Origin of the sequence: Aquimarina intermedia, assembly GCF_008124785.1 — a bacterium.
Taxonomy (GTDB): domain Bacteria; phylum Bacteroidota; class Bacteroidia; order Flavobacteriales; family Flavobacteriaceae; genus Aquimarina; species Aquimarina intermedia.
This window is the reverse complement of record NZ_VNHU01000002.1, coordinates 496224-514668: the sequence shown is the minus strand read 5'-3', so window position 1 is coordinate 514668 and position 18445 is coordinate 496224. Positions and strand designations below refer to the sequence as shown.

Here is an 18445-nt window from a genome sequence, read left to right as displayed (position 1 = left end):
CAGTATGATTAAACAATTTTTTAGCGGAATATCGGCTTACGGAAATGCGTTAAACCTGTTGTCAAAGCTCAAGTTATGGAAATACTTCTTTGTTCCTATTCTAATAAGTTTTTTTACAGGAGCGTTGTTTTTTACAGCTGCATATTTCGCATCAGCTCCGATAGGAAGATTTATTGCCAAAGCATGGATTTGGGAGTGGGGTGCAGAAGGATTTTTATCGGTCAGTATTTTTATCGGCGGATTGTTGGTTTTTGCAGTGGGACTTATTCTCTATAAACATGTGGTGATGGCTTTATCTGCACCGTTTATGAGTCCGGTTTCTGAAAAGATAGAAGCCTACATGACAGGGACTGCTCATCATAATCACCGTAAAACATCGTTTGCAGCACAACTTATTCGTGGCTTACGAATCAATATGAGAAACTTACTGAAGGAATTATTGTTTATGATCCCTTTACTCATACTGAGTTTTATACCGATCATTGGTATAATAGGAACGTTCTTGATTTTTATTATGCAAGCGTATTATGTTGGTTTTGGTAACATGGATTATACAATGGAACGGCATTTTGGCTACAAGGAAAGCCTACATTTTGTGAAAAAAAATCGAGGAACAGCCATGGGTAATGGCGCTGTTTTTATAGTGATGTTGTTTATACCGGTGCTGGGATTTATCATTACCTTACCGATAGCCGTAGTTGCAGCTACTACCGAGATGGTCAAACTGTTACAAAAAGAAAACCTGATTAACATAGCCACAAATACTACGGTGGATACACTACAAAATAAATAGAAAAGCAATTAAAAAGTAGGATGAAAGAACGATTTTATCAATACATTCAAGATTTACAAGACACTATTACCTCACAACTTGAGCAACTCGATGGTGTAGCCAAATTTAAAGAAGATCTATGGGAACGACCGGAAGGAGGTGGCGGACGAACACGTGTTATTGAAAATGGTGCTGTTTTTGAAAAGGGTGGGGTTAATATTTCTGGTGTACATGGAGCCTTACCACCGGCTATGCAATCGTATTTTAAGGTAGGAGATCTTGATTTTTTTGCTTGTGGTTTATCGTTGGTGCTGCATCCAAAAAACCCGATGGTTCCCACGGTACATGCGAACTGGAGATATTTTGAAATGTATGATAAGTCAGGAACTATTGTGGATAGTTGGTTTGGTGGTGGACAGGATTTAACGCCTTATTATTTGTTTGACGAAGATGCAACGCATTTTCATACTATTTGTAAGACTGCTTGTGATGCGCATGACCCTGATTTTTATGCAGAATATAAGCAGAAGTGCGATACCTATTTTTATAATCCTCATCGAAGTGAGGGCAGAGGCGTAGGTGGGTTATTTTTTGACTATTGCAAGGCGACAGATAGCATATCAATGGAGCAATGGTATGATTTTGTGACCACGGTTGGGGATAGCTTTCTGAGAGCTTATATTCCAATTGTTGAGCGACGTAAAGAACAACCCTATACAAAAGAGCAACGGGATTGGCAAGAGGTACGTAGAGGCCGTTATGTAGAATTTAATTTGGTTCACGATAAAGGAACTTTGTTTGGTCTTAAAACAAACGGACGCATTGAAAGCATTTTGATGAGTTTACCACCACGGGTGCAATGGCATTATAATCACCATCCGGAACCGGGGAGTCAAGAAGCCCGATTGGTTGAGGTCCTAAAAAATCCTCTGGATTGGGTATAAGTGTCTCTCATTAAACTTGCTGCGCGATGTCTCTATACTTTGAGTATTATTTTTTGTTCTAGGTTTCTTTAATATATTCTATCTTAGACTTTTAATCAGATATTAGCATCTAGTTTTGTTTATGCAGCGAAGTCAGAAGATTTTGCGGAGCTGTGGTGTAGTCAATTATTTCATAATTTTTCCAGTAAGTGCTGTAACAATTCGTTGGTTTTTTGATTCTCTTCTAGAATTCTTTTTAGAGTAATGAGGCTCAGATCTTCATTTTTTAAATTTATATTTTGAGGGACTTTATATGTTGATCCAAAAATTTCAGCTTTTAATATAGCATTTGTAGAATCTTCTACTAAAACATCTCCTTCACCTTTTTTTAGGTATTTGTAGCTTATTTGGGGAAATCTAGCTATTATTTTATTTATCATTTTATTACTGAGCTTTTTATTCTGATGACCTTCTAATATTTGGTATACAGATGAAGGAGACTTATAATCTAATTCTCTACTCAGTTCGTTTCCGGTAATCCCAAGTTTTTCCAATACCTTATTCAGTCTAACAGCGTCTTCAGTTTGTTTTTTCATTTATGATTGATTTAAGTCCATTTCATTACTTCCGGATATCCGAAATGCCAGTGTATTTTTAAAAAAAAGCAAGTTTATGCTTACTCAAATATAAAGGAAAAATCCCTAAACCTTTGCTTCACAGGATATAGTCGACTGCATCTATATCACTTGGAGGTTTTTAGAATAACTTCAAACTTAAAATGATATATAACGCTTAATAAACTTTCACCAATCTTCTGTAACCCCAAAACTACAAATGGCGGTGTCAGGTTCCATGAATTGTATGGAGGTTCCAAAGATTGGGGTCATGCATAGATAAATATTCAGATTCTATGGTGTAATTATCTTTTATATGCTCTGACACCCAATTTTACAAAGTTTTCTACAGTATTATTTTCATTTTCCAAGTTACCAGCACTATACGCTATAATTATCGCTACTATTTCAGTCAAAAAAATGGTCAAAGGGAGTGCGAAAGTATCAGATCTGTACCATCCATGGTGTCAGTAGTATAGGGATACAAAAACTTATGGAATACTCAGAATTTGTTTTGTCCTAAAATTAAAGATGCCTAAACAAAATTAAATGCGTGTTAGAATAAACTGTTTAATTTTTTGGTAATCTGGTTAGTCAAAATGATCTAGTGTAATGATCAAAACACATTTTTACCTTAAAAGTTTAAAAAAAAAGCTACAGGTATCCCGTAATTGTAAAAAGGGATAGTTATTCTTTTGATTATCAAGGCATACAAGAAAATCTTTCTGAATGTTTTAAGAACCCTAGTATTCTCAAAGGTTGACACCCGATACAGTACTCTCAAATAATCGTACATTTTTATTTTATTAAAAATTCAACAAAAATGCCAAATTGTTAAATATTATTTACTAAAAATGTTTTTTATGTGATATGTTGATAATTTCGTTAATTTTAGTTAACACAAATTTAAACTCATACACTTATGAAAAAAATGTACTTCTTTGTCTTATTAAATCTATTTATAGGGCAGTCGATACTTGCACAAAGTATCATGGATGGTGTCGTTCAAAACCATTTCAACAACGTAACAGCTAAATCGGCTATGACGGCCGAAGATGTATCAGAATGGAAAGTTACCAATGTAGTCCCTTCTTTAAACCCTGACATACAGCATGTATATGTACAGCAGTATTACCAAGGAATCCCTATCCAGTATGCAACCTATAAGCTTACTGTTAAGAACAATAATCAAGTCACATGGGAGATTGATCAATTTGTAAAAGGCTTAAAATCGAAAGTTACTACATCAAGGAGCTCTTTTTCGGCTGAAGGGGCTATTATGAATGTAGCAAAAGCTCATAATTTAGGCTCGCCCAAGTTATCAAGGTCAATGAGCAGATCAAATGACGCTTTTGTTTATGAAGATTCTGGAATTTCTCTAGAACCTATAAAGGCCAGGCAGGTTTATCTTAAACATGATGATCAACTAATATTAACATGGCATGTTAGCATATACGAGAAGGATGGTCAGCATTGGTGGAATGCCAATGTAGATGCAGCTTCAGGTGAAATTTTATATACTGAAGATTGGGTGATAACCTGTAATTTTGATACGCCAGATCATGAAACACATAATCATGATGAGTCTGTACTATTGGATAATAACTTTCCAACAGTTCTGACCGAAGCAGAAGCAACCGCAGCACTTGCTCCCGATTCTTATAATGTATACGCAATGCCAATAGAAAGTCCCAGTCATGGTAACCGTTCTGTAGTAACTGATCCGGCAAACTCCAGTGCATCTCCATTTGGATGGCATGATACTAATGGGAGTGCAGGGGCAGAATATACCATTACTAGAGGTAACAATGTTTGGGCGCAAGAAGATAGAAATGGAAATAATGGTACAGGATTTTCTCCGGACGGAGGAAGTAACTTAGACTTTAATTTTCCAATAAATCTTACCCAAGCACCTGCAACATATGATGATGCTGCAATAACAAATCTTTTTTATTGGAATAATATCATGCACGATGTTTTTTATCAATATGGATTTAATGAAGCGAGTGGAAACTTTCAAGAAAACAACTACGGAAAAGGTGGTGTAGGAGGTGACTCTGTAAATGCAGATGCGCAAGATGGAAGTGGAAGCAACAATGCAAATTTTGCAACACCAGGTGATGGTGGTAATCCAAGAATGCAAATGTTTCTTTGGACGAGCCCAAATCCTGATAGAGATGGTGATTTGGATAATGGAATTATCGCCCACGAATATGGTCACGGTATTTCTATCAGATTAGTTGGGGGTCCATCTTCTAACACTTTAGGAGGATCTGAACAAATGGGTGAAGGATGGTCTGATTGGTTTGGTTTAATGCTTACGATGAAAGCTGGAGATTCGGGAACAGATCCTAGAGGAATAGGTACCTATGCGCTCAATCAACCAACAAATGGAGACGGGATTCGACCCACGCCATATTCTATTGACAGATCTATCAATAATACGGACTATGCAGATATAGGAGGATTAGCAAGACCACATGGTGTTGGATATGCGTTCGCTACTATATTGTGGGATATGACTTGGGGTTTAATTGATGCCGAAGGGTTTGATCCTGATTTTTATAATGGAACAGGTGGTAACAACATTGCTTTGGCTCTAGTTATAGAAGGATTAAAAAATACAGCAAACAATCCTGGGTTTGTATCTGGTAGAGATGGGATCCTTCAGGCGGATCAAGATTTATACGGTGGTCAGTATTCATGTATTATCTGGAAAGCATTTTCTGAGCGTGGTGTGGGTCAAGATGCCGATGAAAATAATAATGGCGGTAGTAACCAACAAACCGACCAAACAGTGTCATTTATTAATCCTTGTGATGGTGGTGGACCTGGACCAGGTGGAGATGAGTGTTCTGGAGATGTAGCTTCATTTCCATACAGCGAGAGCTTTGAAGGAAATATTGGTGTCTGGTCTCAAGCATCTGGAGATGATTTAGATTGGACTATAAATTCTAATAGTACTCCATCAACAGGAACAGGACCTAGTAGTGCTGCTGATGGTACTTCTTACATTTATGTAGAAGCTTCTGGAAACGGAAATGGATTTCCTAATAAAAGAGCTATTTTGAACTCACCGTGTTTAAATTTCAGCGGATTATCTACCCCGGTATTAAGCTTCCAATACCATATGGTGGGTAATGCGGTAGGTACGTTAGCTGTAGAAGCCAGAACAGATAATACAGGAGATTGGACCAGTGTATTTACTAGAACAGGAGCACAAGGAACTAACTGGAATACTGCTAATATTGATCTTTCTGCTTATGCAGGAAATGCTAGTGTGCAATTGCGTCTTAATACCGTTACCGGAACTAGCTGGCAAGGGGATGTAAGTATCGATGATTTAAGTATTTCTAATGGAAGTATTGTCCCGGATCCAACGTGTGAGTCGGTTAATTTTAATAATTTTAGTATCACTTCGTTTGCTACTCAGGATGCGGCGGGTAATTTCTCAATTGTAAATTCTGGTAATGGATTATCATTATCTAACAACACTTGGAAGTATATTTCTTTCAATTATACCGTCACTGCAAATACTGTGATAGAGTTTGATTTTAGTAGTACTTCTCAAGGTGAAATACATGGAATTGCTTTTGAAAATGATAATACCCTGACTTCTACAAGGGTAATCAAAGTTCATGGTACTCAGAATTACGGAATAACTAATTATGACAATTATTCTGGCGGAACTACGACATATATAATTCCAGTAGGTAGTTTCTATACAGGAAATATGGATCGTTTAGTGTTTATTAATGATAATGACGCAGGATCAGGAAATAATTCAACCTTTACTAATGTTAAGATATATGAAGGGTCGTGCGGCGGATCGGCTGCTGTTGTAGCAGATTTCGGACTAAAAGCTCCGATATACGGAGACGAGGATGAAAACGATATGACTGGTTTCACTATTGCTCCGAACCCACTGAAAGGCGGAAGTATGTTGCAGATTACAATGGAAAATCCTAAAACTGCTAAAAACTCATATTCAATAATGAATTTGTTTGGACGAATAGTTGCTAGAGGTACATTAAATAGTAATAGCACTATTAATGTTGGCAACCTTAAAACTGGAATGTATTTACTTAACATTCAGGGAGAAACGCAACGATTTATAATAGAATAGATTTAACTTTTAAATTTATTAAGAAGACCGCCTGAAAAGGCGGTCTTCTTTTTTTTCAGCAATACTTTAGATTGATAATCTGGAAAATATCAGATCAAAATATATGTCTTACGAAATACTTGGGGTCATTTTGAATAGAAACTAGTGGGTGTCCAAACTCTACAAACCCTCGGTAGCCTCAAAACTACGAATGGCGGTGTTAGGTTCCATGATCGTATGGCCGTTCCAAAAATCGGGGTCGTATTTAGATAGATATTCAGGTTCAATAGTATAGTCTTCTTTCACTTCTTGATACTGCGTATCATTGATGGATGTATTGCTAAAAATTACAAGCTCGGTCTTTACCAGTTGCGACATCCCTACATCAATGCCCAGAGACAACTCATTTTGTTTTCGTTTTCCTTTAACATGCTTATTTTTTTCGATTATTTTGAGAGGTCGATCAACGCCAAAAATATTTCCCTGATACTTTTCTAGAAATTTTAAGTGGTATTTATGATCCGTTTCTTTGGAGAAAATCGTTCTTCCTTTATAAACATTTTCCTTATAGCTTAAACCTAATAAGCCAAAATTTTTCAATGTTTTGGTGTTTTCATAATCAATGCGTACAACAGCAAAATCCTCGGTGTTTACATAAAGTGTTCCTTTGAAATCAGCTCTTCTACCGGGGATAAATTGAATTACATATACACTGTGCCCATCGATGATAGAGTAGTCTGTCAATTCAAAATCATAACGTCCGAACTTGTGGAGTATATCCAATTTTGAATCTTCGTTATAGAGTGTGTTTTCAAAGATAGATTTGAGGTTGCTTTTTTGATTGGAGACATATTCTTTGTTGTCGTCTTGTTTTTCCAATTCTGTTTTTACTTGCTTCGCTTCTTCACTTGCCTTTAGGATTGAGTCTACTTGCACTTTGGTGCCAAAAAAGAAACCGGATTTGATTTTTAAATAGGAAGTTGGTTTTACGTTTTCTTTAAAGATTTGCTCTACTTTTTTTCCCAGTGCTTCAAAAGAGCCTTCATTGTTTTTGTCGTACAGCTTTGCTGCTTTGATGATCGTCAGTTTTTCATCATCCTTACTCTTATAAAAATCTCCAAGAACCTCGCTATAAAACTCTGATTTCTTCGGTAATAATGCAACTACGCTATCGAGAAATTTTTTATCGAACTCCTCTATAGTTGATTTTTTGAAATCAATATTCATGTGTCGCACTTTACCAAAGTCAGATTTTCTTAAGAAAAAACGTTTTTGACTGAGATCATGGCTGTAGTTTTGCTCCAAATTTTCTTTGACTTGCTCTATAATTTCATCAACGGTCAACTTTTTATTAGATATAAATGCACCATCTAATGCTATGGCTTGGGGCCGAATATAAATAGTGCTATCGGTCAGTGCAGCTAAAGCAATACCTCGTCTTTCATACCCCATAGACGAGACATATATGGAGTCTGTCTTGGTTCCATACTCTTCTGTAGCGAAACTGAAACGTCCTTCTTCATTGGTATACACACCTTGATTTTCTGAGGTTTGAATCGTAGCGTACGGGACAGGTTGCTTGGTGATCTCATCAATTACAGTGTAAACGGTACTTTGAGAGAAACTTGAAACTACCTGAATCAAACTTAGGAATACAAATGTTGATAATCGCATAATTATGGTTGATTTACTTAGATGCCTTAAAGGGTACTTTAATTAAGACGCTTCAGATTTTGAATTATTACATGAAGGATCGTACTAATTAATAAAACCGCAATAAGAACAGCGCATTCTTATCACGGTTTTATCTCCTAAATAATTGAATTTTTTTGGTTTCTTTTAGTCATACTACTTTAGTAATCACTCCTCTATACTCTGTAAATTGTCCTCTGAGTCGCGATCGATCAATTTATTATAGGGATCAATACCTGCCCGTAATGGTTTTTCCTTTGTTTTCACAACGAAGGTGTTTTCTCCCGGTTGTAGCCATTTACGTTCCAGATAGTACGGATTTTTCAAAGTAACATCCAGCGTGTCCTTAATATCCTCTCCGAATAAACCTATCTCGATATAATTGGCTGTGGAGTCTACATATTTTTCTTTACCTGAATCATTGTAATAAATCTTTTTAGAATCTACGGTGAAGGTTGTTTCATAGAAAGCATTCGGTAGCTTTTCAGTCTTCGCTGAAGTAACTCTGTTTTCATATAAAACAATTTCGTTAAAACCATCGTCTACCAAATATTTTAAAGAATCCGGAGTAATAGTACGAATGGCGGTGTATAAGTCCTGCGAAGTTGGATACACTCCTTTTCTATAATATTTAAATTCATCTGTGAATTTTTTCAAGGCATCGTTCATTCTTTTTTCACCGATGACGTCTTGTAAATGATACATAATCATAGATCCTTTGCGATACCAAATATGTTGACCGGTTTCTACATTTAGCAATGTGCGTTCAGGTTTAAAACTGAAAGATCTGCTGCGCAAATAATCATCAAGTGAGTATTTAAGGAAATTTTTGATACCATTTTCCCCATATTTCTGTTTCATCGTCATAAGCGAGGTATACTCAGCCAGGGTTTCAGAAATAATATTGGCTCCCGATGTTTTACTTGGTGTAACGAGATGTCCCCACCATTGATGTGCAACTTCGTGAGTGGTTACTCTAAAGGCGTAATTAAAATCTTCGGCTCTATCGAAATCTGCCGCAAAACCGAAATCTTCAGAATATGGAATCGTTGTAGCAAATGACTGTGCAAAAACTGAATGCGCAGGGAACTCTACAATTCGCAAGACCGAGTTAGGGTATTCCATAAAGTTTTCTGAACAATACTGTAGTGCTACTTTAGCTCCTTCGATAAAATGTTTTAGATTTTTTTTATGCTTGGGAGAATGATAAATTTCTATAGCGACTTTTTTCCCACTGGGAGCGATCCACTCTGCACGCTCAATATCGTAGCTAGCGGACACTACGTTAAAAAACAAATCCGTTTCTGACTCCAGCTTATAGTGATAGTATGCACGATCTTTCTCGGTCCATTGACGATGCAATTTGCCCGGAGCAATAGCAATCTGATCAGCGGCTGTACTTACGATAGCTTCAAAATTGATATAGTCTGCATCCTCATTAAATAAATTCTTTTTAATAGCGGCAGAATCGCTTCTGGGAGGAAGGAGATAATCGAGTTTTTCTAAACCATGTTTTCTACGTACCCCGTTATCCACTAAGCTACGATCATAATGAAATCTAGGAAAAATTTGATTGTTTAAAAAGGAACCGTTGTGGAGCACCTGTGTTTCCATTTCGTTAGCAAAACCTTTAGTCTCTGCACTGACTTCCAGAATCAATTTGGCAGTAGCAGAAGGCAACAAAGCTTCAGGAAGTTTGTACAGGAATAAGCGATACACCGAGTCGCTGTAGACTGGTAGTAATTCTTTACCGTTATATAGTACTTTTTTTAGTTTTGTGTGCATATTTGGATACTGCATCTCAAGCAACAACGTGTCAATAACTTTAGTTTGATCTGTATTGGTAATTGTATATTCACCTCGTGCCATGACACCTCTTTCTTCCGGATAAATATCGATATAGGCTTTGAGATCAGTCACGATTGGATGCGCCTGGCCTATATATTTGGTATATTTTTTTTCGGCATCGGCACCCGTTTTGTCGCCGTATGTACTAGAATTAATGGTGTTAAGTACTTTCAAATTGTAATAAGAATAACCAGCTACTGCGACAAATAAAAGGAGGGTAACAGAGAACATCATAATCGTTGGTGCGGTAAAACGTTTTTTAGCAAGAACCATTCTTTCTTTGAACGATGCATGAAATCCGCGTGTCCAGAAAAGTTTTCCAACAATCATTAGTATCGTGGTAGCCAATACCCAATACAAATTAAGCCAGCTTACACCCACTAAGTAGTGACCAAAGCCATTGAGATCACTAATAAAAAATGGAGTGGCTCCGGTAAAAATTAGCATCGGATTGGTGCTTTTGAACGCGAGTGTTACCAATAAAGGCAAACCGATATACAAAGCAATGACGACAAAATGACCTAAGAATTTATTGTTGACCAATACATGAATAAAAAATGCAAGTAAGACGGTCATGACGAATCCGGGAAAGATCAATACAAAATTATACACGAATTGCATACCAAGCTCATAGGTAAAATATCCATTAATCGTTTGATATAAAACCGCAATAACTATGTTTATGGTGGTTAATAGTACCGCCGTGCTTAATAAAGCAATGATTTTTGAAAAATAGAGACTCCCGTCACTTATCGGGAGTGCATCGTAAAATACAAACGTTTTATTTTTGCGGGTTCTATGAACAGCTTCCCCAGAGTAAATTACAAGGATGATGATGGAGAGTAATGATAGGCCTCCAGAGATATACATTACTACATAACGTGTTAATGGTAAGTTTGGAGTACCATAGGTTTCATTTCCCTTATATACAGTAAATAATGCAACGATAATCCCAATAATCAGCAGTATAAGAAACACAGGGTCTTTTAGAATGGAAAGTGTCTCAATTTTACTTAAAGAAAGGAGGTTTTGACGTTCACTTTTTTTGTTGAAATACTGTGAAATATTAGTAACCGCTTTAGGAACTATTGCGGACGACAATTTTTGTTTCTTTTGTTTTGCAGATTTTAAAAAGGTTTGATAATTAAATCGAAATAAAGTTATTAAAAAGAGAACTATTCCGGCACTTAGCCAGAGCATTCTATTAATTAAAAACTTACCGTATATCGGAAGTGAATTTGTGTTAAGTTCATTGATTGACCAATATTTTTTCACTAGACTAAAAGCCCTTCCGCCAAAGGGATCCAGATAGATACTCAGCCATTGATTGTCAAGATTCGATAGTAATTCTCCAGAGATGCTGTATAAAAGAAAAAGAACGATACCTCCCAAATAGATAATCGGCATCTTTTTAAAGAAGGCCATCAAACTAAAGAATAATGATCCAATCAATAAGGCATTAATTTGCAAAATAAAAATAAATGGTAAAACATAAGAAGAGAAGTGGAATGCTGTATACGATCCAAAATCAGGGCGTTCCAAAAATGCTCCGATCCCGAAGCCAATGACAGCGCCAAATACAATCCCGACATTTACCAAGGATGCTATAAGATAACTCCCTAAAAAACGACCCCAAATATACGATGTGGGTTTGATAGGAAAGGTGAAATAAGTTTCTGCAGTTTTATGTTCTGCATCTCTATAAACGGGAACCCCCATAATTGCAGCATAAAAGAAAATGGCAATAACCGAAACAGGAACCAGTACACCGGTAATATTGTTTGGACTATTAACAAACTCTGCCGTTGCAGATTGCTCAAATGCAGCCAGTAATGCCGCAATCAATGCGCCTAATGAGAAATAAATCCAGGTTGCGGGCCTGCCCAGTCGATATTGCAGTTCAAAATTTAATATTTCTTTCATTTTAAACTGTTTTTAAAAGTTTCTGATTAATGCTATAGAAGTAAAAATCTTCTAAATCATTGGGAATACGCTCAAAACCATCTTCGGGATGTGATTCACTATAAATATTAATATTAAGCTGTCCACCACGTAAATAGTTTGTCAACACATTGTAGTTGGATTCATAGTGGGATAATTCCTCTTTGGCGATATGTTTCTTATACACTTTTCCGTTTAGCCTGTCAGACAAATCCTGAGGATTGCCCTGAACCAAAATCTTCCCTTCATTAAACACCGCCATGTTCTGACAAAGATTAATGACATCGTCGACAATATGAGTGGATAGAATAACGACTGCATTTTCTCCCAATTCGCTCAACAGATTATGAAAGCGATTACGTTCTAATGGATCTAAACCAGCAGTTGGTTCATCAACAATTATCAACTTAGGATTACCTAATAAGGCTTGTGCAATACCAAAACGCTGACGCATTCCGCCGGAAAAATCTCCTAAATTTCGATTTCTAAAATTGTATAAATTGACTTTATTGAGTAAATCACCCACGTATTCTTTTCTTACTTTACTATCCGTAATACCTTTCACTTTGGCAATATGATTAAGCATCAATTCTGCCGATACTTTAGGATATACTCCAAAATCCTGTGGTAAATACCCTAATACCTTTCGAAGAGCTTCCGGATTTTTAAAAACATCAATACCATCAAAGTGTATAGTACCCGAATCAGCTTGCTGCAAGGTAGCGATGGTTCTCATCAAGGAAGATTTACCCGCTCCATTGGGACCTAAAAGACCGAACATTCCTTTTTCCAAGTGTAAATTTACATTGTTCAGTGCTTGCGTGCCATTAGGGTACGTTTTGTTCAAATTGGTTATTGTAAGCATAGTTGAGATTATTATTGTCTTTTTATAAGTAGTCGTAATGTGCATTTTGTTACAACCTATATTTTGCAAGCGTTATAACTCAAAGTTTTAGCTCCCAAAGTTTTTAGATGTGTAGGTTTGATTCCCAAAGCGCAGTATAAATTTACGTCCGAAATCTTAAGATATATCAGTATCTTTACACTATAAAATTAGAGCAAAGGTATGCAGCAACTACGCAGAAACAGAAGATTGAGAACCAATGATGCTATTCGTTCTTTGGTACGAGAAAATGCGATAACTCCCAATGATTTTATAACCCCTCTTTTTATTGTCGAAGGTAAAGGTGTAAAAGAAGAGATAGCTTCTATGCCAGGCTATTACAGATATAGTTTGGATGGTATTGCATCCGAAGTTAAAACCTTACAAAGTCTAGGACTCAAAGCAGTGTTGCTTTTTGTTAAAGTGGCGGATAATTTGAAAGACAATAAAGGAACTGAAGCATTGAACAGTAATGGGTTAATGCAACGTGCTATTAAAACAATTAAAGACTTAGCTCCCGAGATGTTAGTAATGACCGATGTAGCACTAGATCCATATTCTTCTTATGGACATGATGGAATTGTTGAAGACGGCTATATTACCAATGATCCTACCTGCGATGTGTTGGCAAAAATGGCACTCTCTCACGTACAGTCCGGAGCAGATTTTGTGGCACCAAGTGATATGATGGATGGTAGAATTCGTGCAATCCGAGAACTTCTGGAACAAAAGAAATTTGTTAATGCGGGTATTATGAGCTATAGTGCTAAGTATGCTTCTTCCTTTTATGGACCCTTTAGAGATGCATTAGATTCTGCACCAGGCTTCGGAGATAAGAAAACCTATCAAATGGATTATGCTAATCGCGATGAAGCCATCAAAGAAACTTTAATGGATATTCAAGAAGGAGCAGATATTGTTATGGTGAAACCCGGATTGTGTTATTTAGATATTGTACGGGATATCAAAGAAGCAGTAGATGTACCGATAGCGGTTTATCAGGTAAGCGGTGAGTATGCGATGCTCAAAGCTGCTGCAGAAAAGGGGTGGTTAGATCATAACGCGGTGATGATGGAACAAGTTACTGCAATAAAGCGTGCAGGAGCGACTATGATAGCGAGTTACTTTTCAAAAGATATTGCTACCTTACTGGGGTAATTTATAAATTATGTAGACATATGGAAAATAAAGATAGATTGTATCAATCCTTTGGAGAATTACTGTATGTAGCTGCGATGGAGGATGGAGTAATCAATGAGCGTGAGATTTTGACCTTAGAAGAAATTTTAATGGAGCATCCTAAAGGGAAAGAAATTAAATGGTCATTTGATTATGAAAATGAACATCATTCTGATATTAATACGTTGTATCGCAAGGTAATCGAGGTATTTTCTGATCATGGTCCCGATGAAGAATATGAATTCATGCATTATGCTCTGACAAAATTGGCTTTAGTCAGTAATCACGTCAACGCTAGCAATGATTCTATAGCAACAAACTTTAGCACTGATTTATTAAATCGTTTTACTAAAGATGCAGAAAGTATCAAAGATAATTTTCAATCTTAAAAAGCTAATCGTACCTATGAGCATAAAACCATTATTGTTGATGTTACTTAGTTTATCTCTGTTTGTAGCGTGTCAACCTGCCAAAAAAGAAAGGGAAACCATTACAATTGGTAAAAAAAGTACTTCCCGCACTGCATTTGATAAGGGAAAAGAGATTTTTATGGGCAAAGGGAGATGTTTTACCTGTCACTTAACGGACAAAAAATCAATCGGTCCCAGCTTAGATAAAATTATGCAGGTCTATAATGAGCAAAATGGAAATTTGATTGCTTTTTTAAAACAAGACGCCGAACCCATAGTTGAACCGGAAAATTATGCTGTTATGAAAACAAATTTTGCGATTATAAAGCATTTTTCCGAGGAGGAATTATCCAATCTTGAGACCTATATGAAACAAGTTTCAGCAAAAAAAAGTACACCATAGCTCAAGTAACCGTAGGAATTATCTTAATTTTAAGGACAAATTATAATTTAAAATGGATCTTTGTAGATCTAAAACCATACTTTTCTGAAGTATTTTAAAATACATTTATTTCGTATAGCCGACTTTTATGACTTTACTTATAATTTACGCAGTAGTATCTATTATGTTCTCCTTTTTATGCTCGGTTTTAGAAGCCGTGCTATTAAGCATAACCCCGACATTTATTAGTATTAAAAAGAAAGAGGGAAAATCATATGCAGAAACACTGGAGCGTCTCAAAAAAGACGTAGATCAACCGCTAATTGCAATTTTAACCATAAATACCATAGCACATACCGTAGGTGCTATTTTGGTGGGGGTTCAGGCAGAAAAATTACCTTATAAATTTGAAATATTGGGGGTCAATGTAGTTGGAGTGGTCTCAGCAATTATGACTTTTTTGATATTGGTCGTTTCAGAAATTATACCAAAAACAATAGGAGCCAGCAAATGGAAGTTGTTAGCAAACTTTACCTCAAAAGCGTTAACTCTTATGATTATTCCTCTGCGATACACTGGTATTCTTTGGTTGCTTCAGCTGACTACAAAAATTGTGGGAGGTAGTGCACATCACGGATCTGTGTTGAACCGAGAAGATTTTACAGCAATGGCTGATATAGCACACGAAGAAGGTGTATTTGAAGAATCAGAGTCAAAAGTCATCAAAAATTTGCTCACATTCAAAGAAGTTTTCACTAAGGATGTCATGACACCACGAACAGTGATGAAATTGGCCAGTGAGGATACCACCATCGAATCATTTTTTAATGAAAATCAAAATCTAAGGTTTTCAAGAGTTCCGGTATATCAAGGTAAGAGCGACAACATAACCGGGATGGTGTTAAAAGATGAGGTGTTTAAAGAAATGGCCAATGGTAACGGAACCAAGACCTTAGGTGAGATTAGAAGGAATATTTTATATACTGAGCGTAATTTACCGATACCAGAGTTGTTTAATCGTTTGATAGAGAGTAAGAATCACATTGCTTTAGTCGTAGATGAATACGGTTCAGTAAGTGGAATTGTTACTATGGAAGATGTTATAGAAACACTGTTAGGATTGGAAATTGTTGATGAGAGTGATGTTGAGCATAATATGCAGGAATTAGCACGACAAAACTGGCAAAAAAGAGCGAAGAAAATGGGGATCATTGATGAAAATGAATCCAAAAAGTAAAAGATATTTTACAACAGTTGAAACTCCGCTAGGTAAAGCCTATTTAGTGGGTGATGCTATAGGGCTTACTGCATTTACCGTAGGAGAAATTGTGTCTTCTGCTCTTTGTAATAAGGAATTACCTCCTTATTTTGATGAGGCTATAAAACAAGTGAAAGAATACTTCGATGGACGACGAAAAACCTTTGATTTGCCATTACATCCTTCGGGTACTTCGTTTCAAAAAAAGGTGTGGGCAGCATTATCTAAAATTCCATATGGACAAACGGTCAGTTATTTGGATGTCGCAAAACAGCTCGGTGATCCCAAAGTAATTCGCGCTGCGGCATCAGCAAATGGAAAAAACCCTCTATGGATCATAGTTCCCTGTCATCGGGTAATCGGATCAGATGGTTCGTTGACCGGATATGCCGGAGGCTTATGGAGAAAGAAATGGTTGCTAGAGCATGAAAGTCCCTATACACAACAACGATTGTTCTAATTGTTGAGGAGTACAAAAATATTTTCATACATTAGTGGAGCAAACACCCTGAAGGGCTCAATTATAAAATTTCATGAAAGTATTTAAGCGTATCATTAAAGGTTTTTTGATTACTGTAGCAATCCTTTTAGTACTGCTATATGTTCTCGACTATGACTATATCATAAAAGGAGTTCGTGTTGTGTATATGACCGGACATACGACTGCTTTTATTGATGATTATCCACACTTTGATAACCGCACTATCAAAACAGCTGAAACAATTAATGAGATACCTCAACATCAGTATTACAATTCTATTTTGCCTTCAGAACGTTTGGATAGTACACACGCTGCTTTGGGAACTACCTCTTTTTTGATCTTAAAGAATGATAGTGTTTGGCATGAATATTATGCTCCGGGATATGATAGTTTGTCTCGAACAAATTCTTTTTCGATGGCAAAAAGTATTGTGACTGCCTTATTGGGGAAAGCAATTATGGATGGACATATTAAAAGCCTTGAACAGCCTGTAGGTGATTTTTTTACCGAGTTTTCTGAAGGGACAGCAGCACAGATGACCGTAGGAGATTTATCCTCAATGGCGTCAGGTTTGGATTGGACAGAACATTATACAAGTCCGTTTTCTATTACTGCAAAGGCATATTATGATACTGACATACGAGAAGTTATGTTAGATCTGGACGTAATAAAAACACCCGGAGAGGCTTTTGAGTATTTAAGTGGAAACACGCAATTATTGGGAATGGTGATAGAAAAAGCAACCGGAAAAAATCTATCCTCCTATTTAAGTGAAAGTTTTTGGAAACCTATGGGTATGAGTCAAGACGGGTTGTGGCAGTTGGATAGTGAAGATAGCGGTATGGAAAAAGCATACTGCTGCATTGCCAGTACAGCTAGAGATTTTGCAAAATTTGGCTTGTTATTTCAAAATGGAGGTAATTACGGGGGGCAACAACTGTTGCCTGAAGCTTTTACCGACAAAGCGATTCAGCCCAGATTTGCTGATAGCGCTATGTATGGCTACGGATTTTGGTTGTCCAACCATCTTGACAAGAAAATTTTTGTTATGCGTGGTATTTTAGGACAGTATGTAATATCTATACCTGAAGAAAATATCACGATTGTACGCTTAGGACATCAACGATCAGAATTTAAGGATGGTAAATCGTTTACTAGAGATTTTTACATTTATTTGGAAGAAGCTTTAAATATGTTGATTGATGTTACATAAATTAAATTTAGAGCATATTCTTTTTCTTGATATTGAAACAGTTCCCCTGCATGAAGTTTTTGATGCATTAAGTCCGGAAATGCAATATTTATGGAGTGAGAAAACAAAATATCAACGTAAAGAAGATTTTACACCTGAGGAGTTTTATGAAAGAGCTGGGATCTGGGCTGAATTTGGTAAAATTGTCTGTATTTCAGTCGGATATTTTTCAGATGTTGGCGATAACAGGAGCTTTAGAGTTACCTCTTTTCACAATGAAAAGGAAGAAGAGCTTTTGGTTGAATTTAAAAAGCTGTTAGAATCACATTTTAACCGTCCGCAACATCTTTTATGCGCGCATAACGGTAAAGAGTTTGATTTTCCTTATATCGCAAGACGAATATTAATCAACGGAATTTCATTACCCGCTAAGTTAGACCTCTTCGGTAAAAAACCTTGGGAAGTACCTCATTTGGACACCTTAGAATTATGGAAATTCGGAGATTATAAGCATTATACATCTCTCAAATTACTCACTAATATATTGGGTATTCCTTCTCCCAAAGACGATATTGATGGAAGTCAGGTAGGCGAAGTATATTATAAAGAAAAAAACTTGGATAGAATAGTCACCTATTGCGAAAAGGATACAATAGCTGTGGCCCAGATCATACTTAAATTAAGGCAGGAAGCTCTTTTACTGCCTTCAGAGATCACTACGATTTAGCCATAACAAATTTATTTTACAGATCGTAAAGACGGATC

Annotated in this window: 14 protein-coding genes; 10 read left to right on the top strand and 4 right to left on the bottom strand. The window is 36.5% G+C overall.

The genetic code is table 11. From position 1 onward, the window contains the following. The first annotated feature begins 4 nt into the window (after window positions 1–4). Together BD809_RS04945 and hemF are read left to right on the top strand one after the other, a co-directional pair. Window positions 5–793, top strand: coding sequence for an EI24 domain-containing protein (locus BD809_RS04945; protein WP_148781831.1), 789 nt, complete (start codon window positions 5–7; stop codon window positions 791–793). A 20-nt stretch (window positions 794–813) separates the two neighbouring features. Next, the gene (gene hemF, locus BD809_RS04940; RefSeq protein ID WP_148781830.1) at window positions 814–1716 is read left to right on the top strand and encodes an oxygen-dependent coproporphyrinogen oxidase; all 903 of its coding nucleotides are present in this window, start codon (window positions 814–816) and stop codon (window positions 1714–1716) included. A 170-nt stretch (window positions 1717–1886) separates the two neighbouring features. Here the strand turns inward: hemF and BD809_RS04935 are convergent, their stop codons facing one another. Further along, on the bottom strand, window positions 1887–2291 hold the full coding sequence (locus tag BD809_RS04935; RefSeq protein ID WP_148781829.1) for a hypothetical protein: 405 nt from the start codon (window positions 2289–2291) through the stop codon (window positions 1887–1889). A gap of 940 nt (window positions 2292–3231) precedes the next feature. Between BD809_RS04935 and BD809_RS04930 the strand changes: the two genes are divergently transcribed. Next, complete coding sequence (locus tag BD809_RS04930; RefSeq protein ID WP_148781828.1) at window positions 3232–6435, top strand: M36 family metallopeptidase; 3204 nt, start codon at window positions 3232–3234, stop codon at window positions 6433–6435. Window positions 6436–6594: 159 nt separating this feature from the next. On the opposite strand, the gene BD809_RS04925 is transcribed toward BD809_RS04930, so the two are convergent. The 3 genes from BD809_RS04925 to BD809_RS04915 form a co-directional block, all read right to left on the bottom strand. After that, the gene (locus BD809_RS04925; protein ID WP_148781827.1) at window positions 6595–8088 is read right to left on the bottom strand and encodes a carboxypeptidase-like regulatory domain-containing protein; all 1494 of its coding nucleotides are present in this window, start codon (window positions 8086–8088) and stop codon (window positions 6595–6597) included. Window positions 8089–8274: 186 nt separating this feature from the next. Beyond that, window positions 8275–11877 (bottom strand): ABC transporter permease/M1 family aminopeptidase, encoded by a 3603-nt coding sequence (locus tag BD809_RS04920; RefSeq protein WP_148781826.1) that lies wholly within the window; start codon window positions 11875–11877, stop codon window positions 8275–8277. A gap of 1 nt (window position 11878) precedes the next feature. Next, window positions 11879–12760 carry an ABC transporter ATP-binding protein gene (locus tag BD809_RS04915; protein WP_148781825.1) on the bottom strand — a complete coding sequence of 294 codons (882 nt, stop codon included), beginning with the start codon at window positions 12758–12760 and terminating at the stop codon, window positions 11879–11881. A gap of 201 nt (window positions 12761–12961) precedes the next feature. Between BD809_RS04915 and hemB the strand changes: the two genes are divergently transcribed. The 7 genes from hemB (at window position 12962) to BD809_RS04880 (ending at window position 18407) form a co-directional block, all read left to right on the top strand. Next, window positions 12962–13936, top strand: coding sequence for a porphobilinogen synthase (gene hemB / locus BD809_RS04910; RefSeq protein WP_148781824.1), 975 nt, complete (start codon window positions 12962–12964; stop codon window positions 13934–13936). 20 nt (window positions 13937–13956) lie between these two features. Next, window positions 13957–14346, top strand: coding sequence for a TerB family tellurite resistance protein (locus tag BD809_RS04905; RefSeq protein ID WP_148781823.1), 390 nt, complete (start codon window positions 13957–13959; stop codon window positions 14344–14346). Window positions 14347–14362: 16 nt separating this feature from the next. Continuing rightward, window positions 14363–14770, top strand: a complete 408-nt coding sequence (locus BD809_RS04900) for a c-type cytochrome (RefSeq protein ID WP_170251751.1) — start codon at window positions 14363–14365, stop codon at window positions 14768–14770. Between the two features lie 127 nt (window positions 14771–14897). Further along, window positions 14898–15986, top strand: coding sequence for a CNNM domain-containing protein (locus BD809_RS04895; RefSeq protein WP_148781821.1), 1089 nt, complete (start codon window positions 14898–14900; stop codon window positions 15984–15986). Then, on the top strand, window positions 15964–16467 hold the full coding sequence (locus tag BD809_RS04890; protein ID WP_170251749.1) for a methylated-DNA--[protein]-cysteine S-methyltransferase: 504 nt from the start codon (window positions 15964–15966) through the stop codon (window positions 16465–16467). The genes BD809_RS04895 and BD809_RS04890 overlap by 23 nt, the downstream gene beginning before the upstream one ends. Before the next feature lie 73 nt (window positions 16468–16540). Further along, window positions 16541–17701: a serine hydrolase domain-containing protein gene (locus BD809_RS04885; protein WP_148781820.1), complete on the top strand. Its 1161-nt coding sequence runs from the start codon at window positions 16541–16543 to the stop codon at window positions 17699–17701. Next, window positions 17691–18407, top strand: coding sequence for a 3'-5' exonuclease (locus BD809_RS04880; protein ID WP_148781819.1), 717 nt, complete (start codon window positions 17691–17693; stop codon window positions 18405–18407). The genes BD809_RS04885 and BD809_RS04880 overlap by 11 nt, the downstream gene beginning before the upstream one ends. Window positions 18408–18445 lie beyond the last annotated feature (38 nt).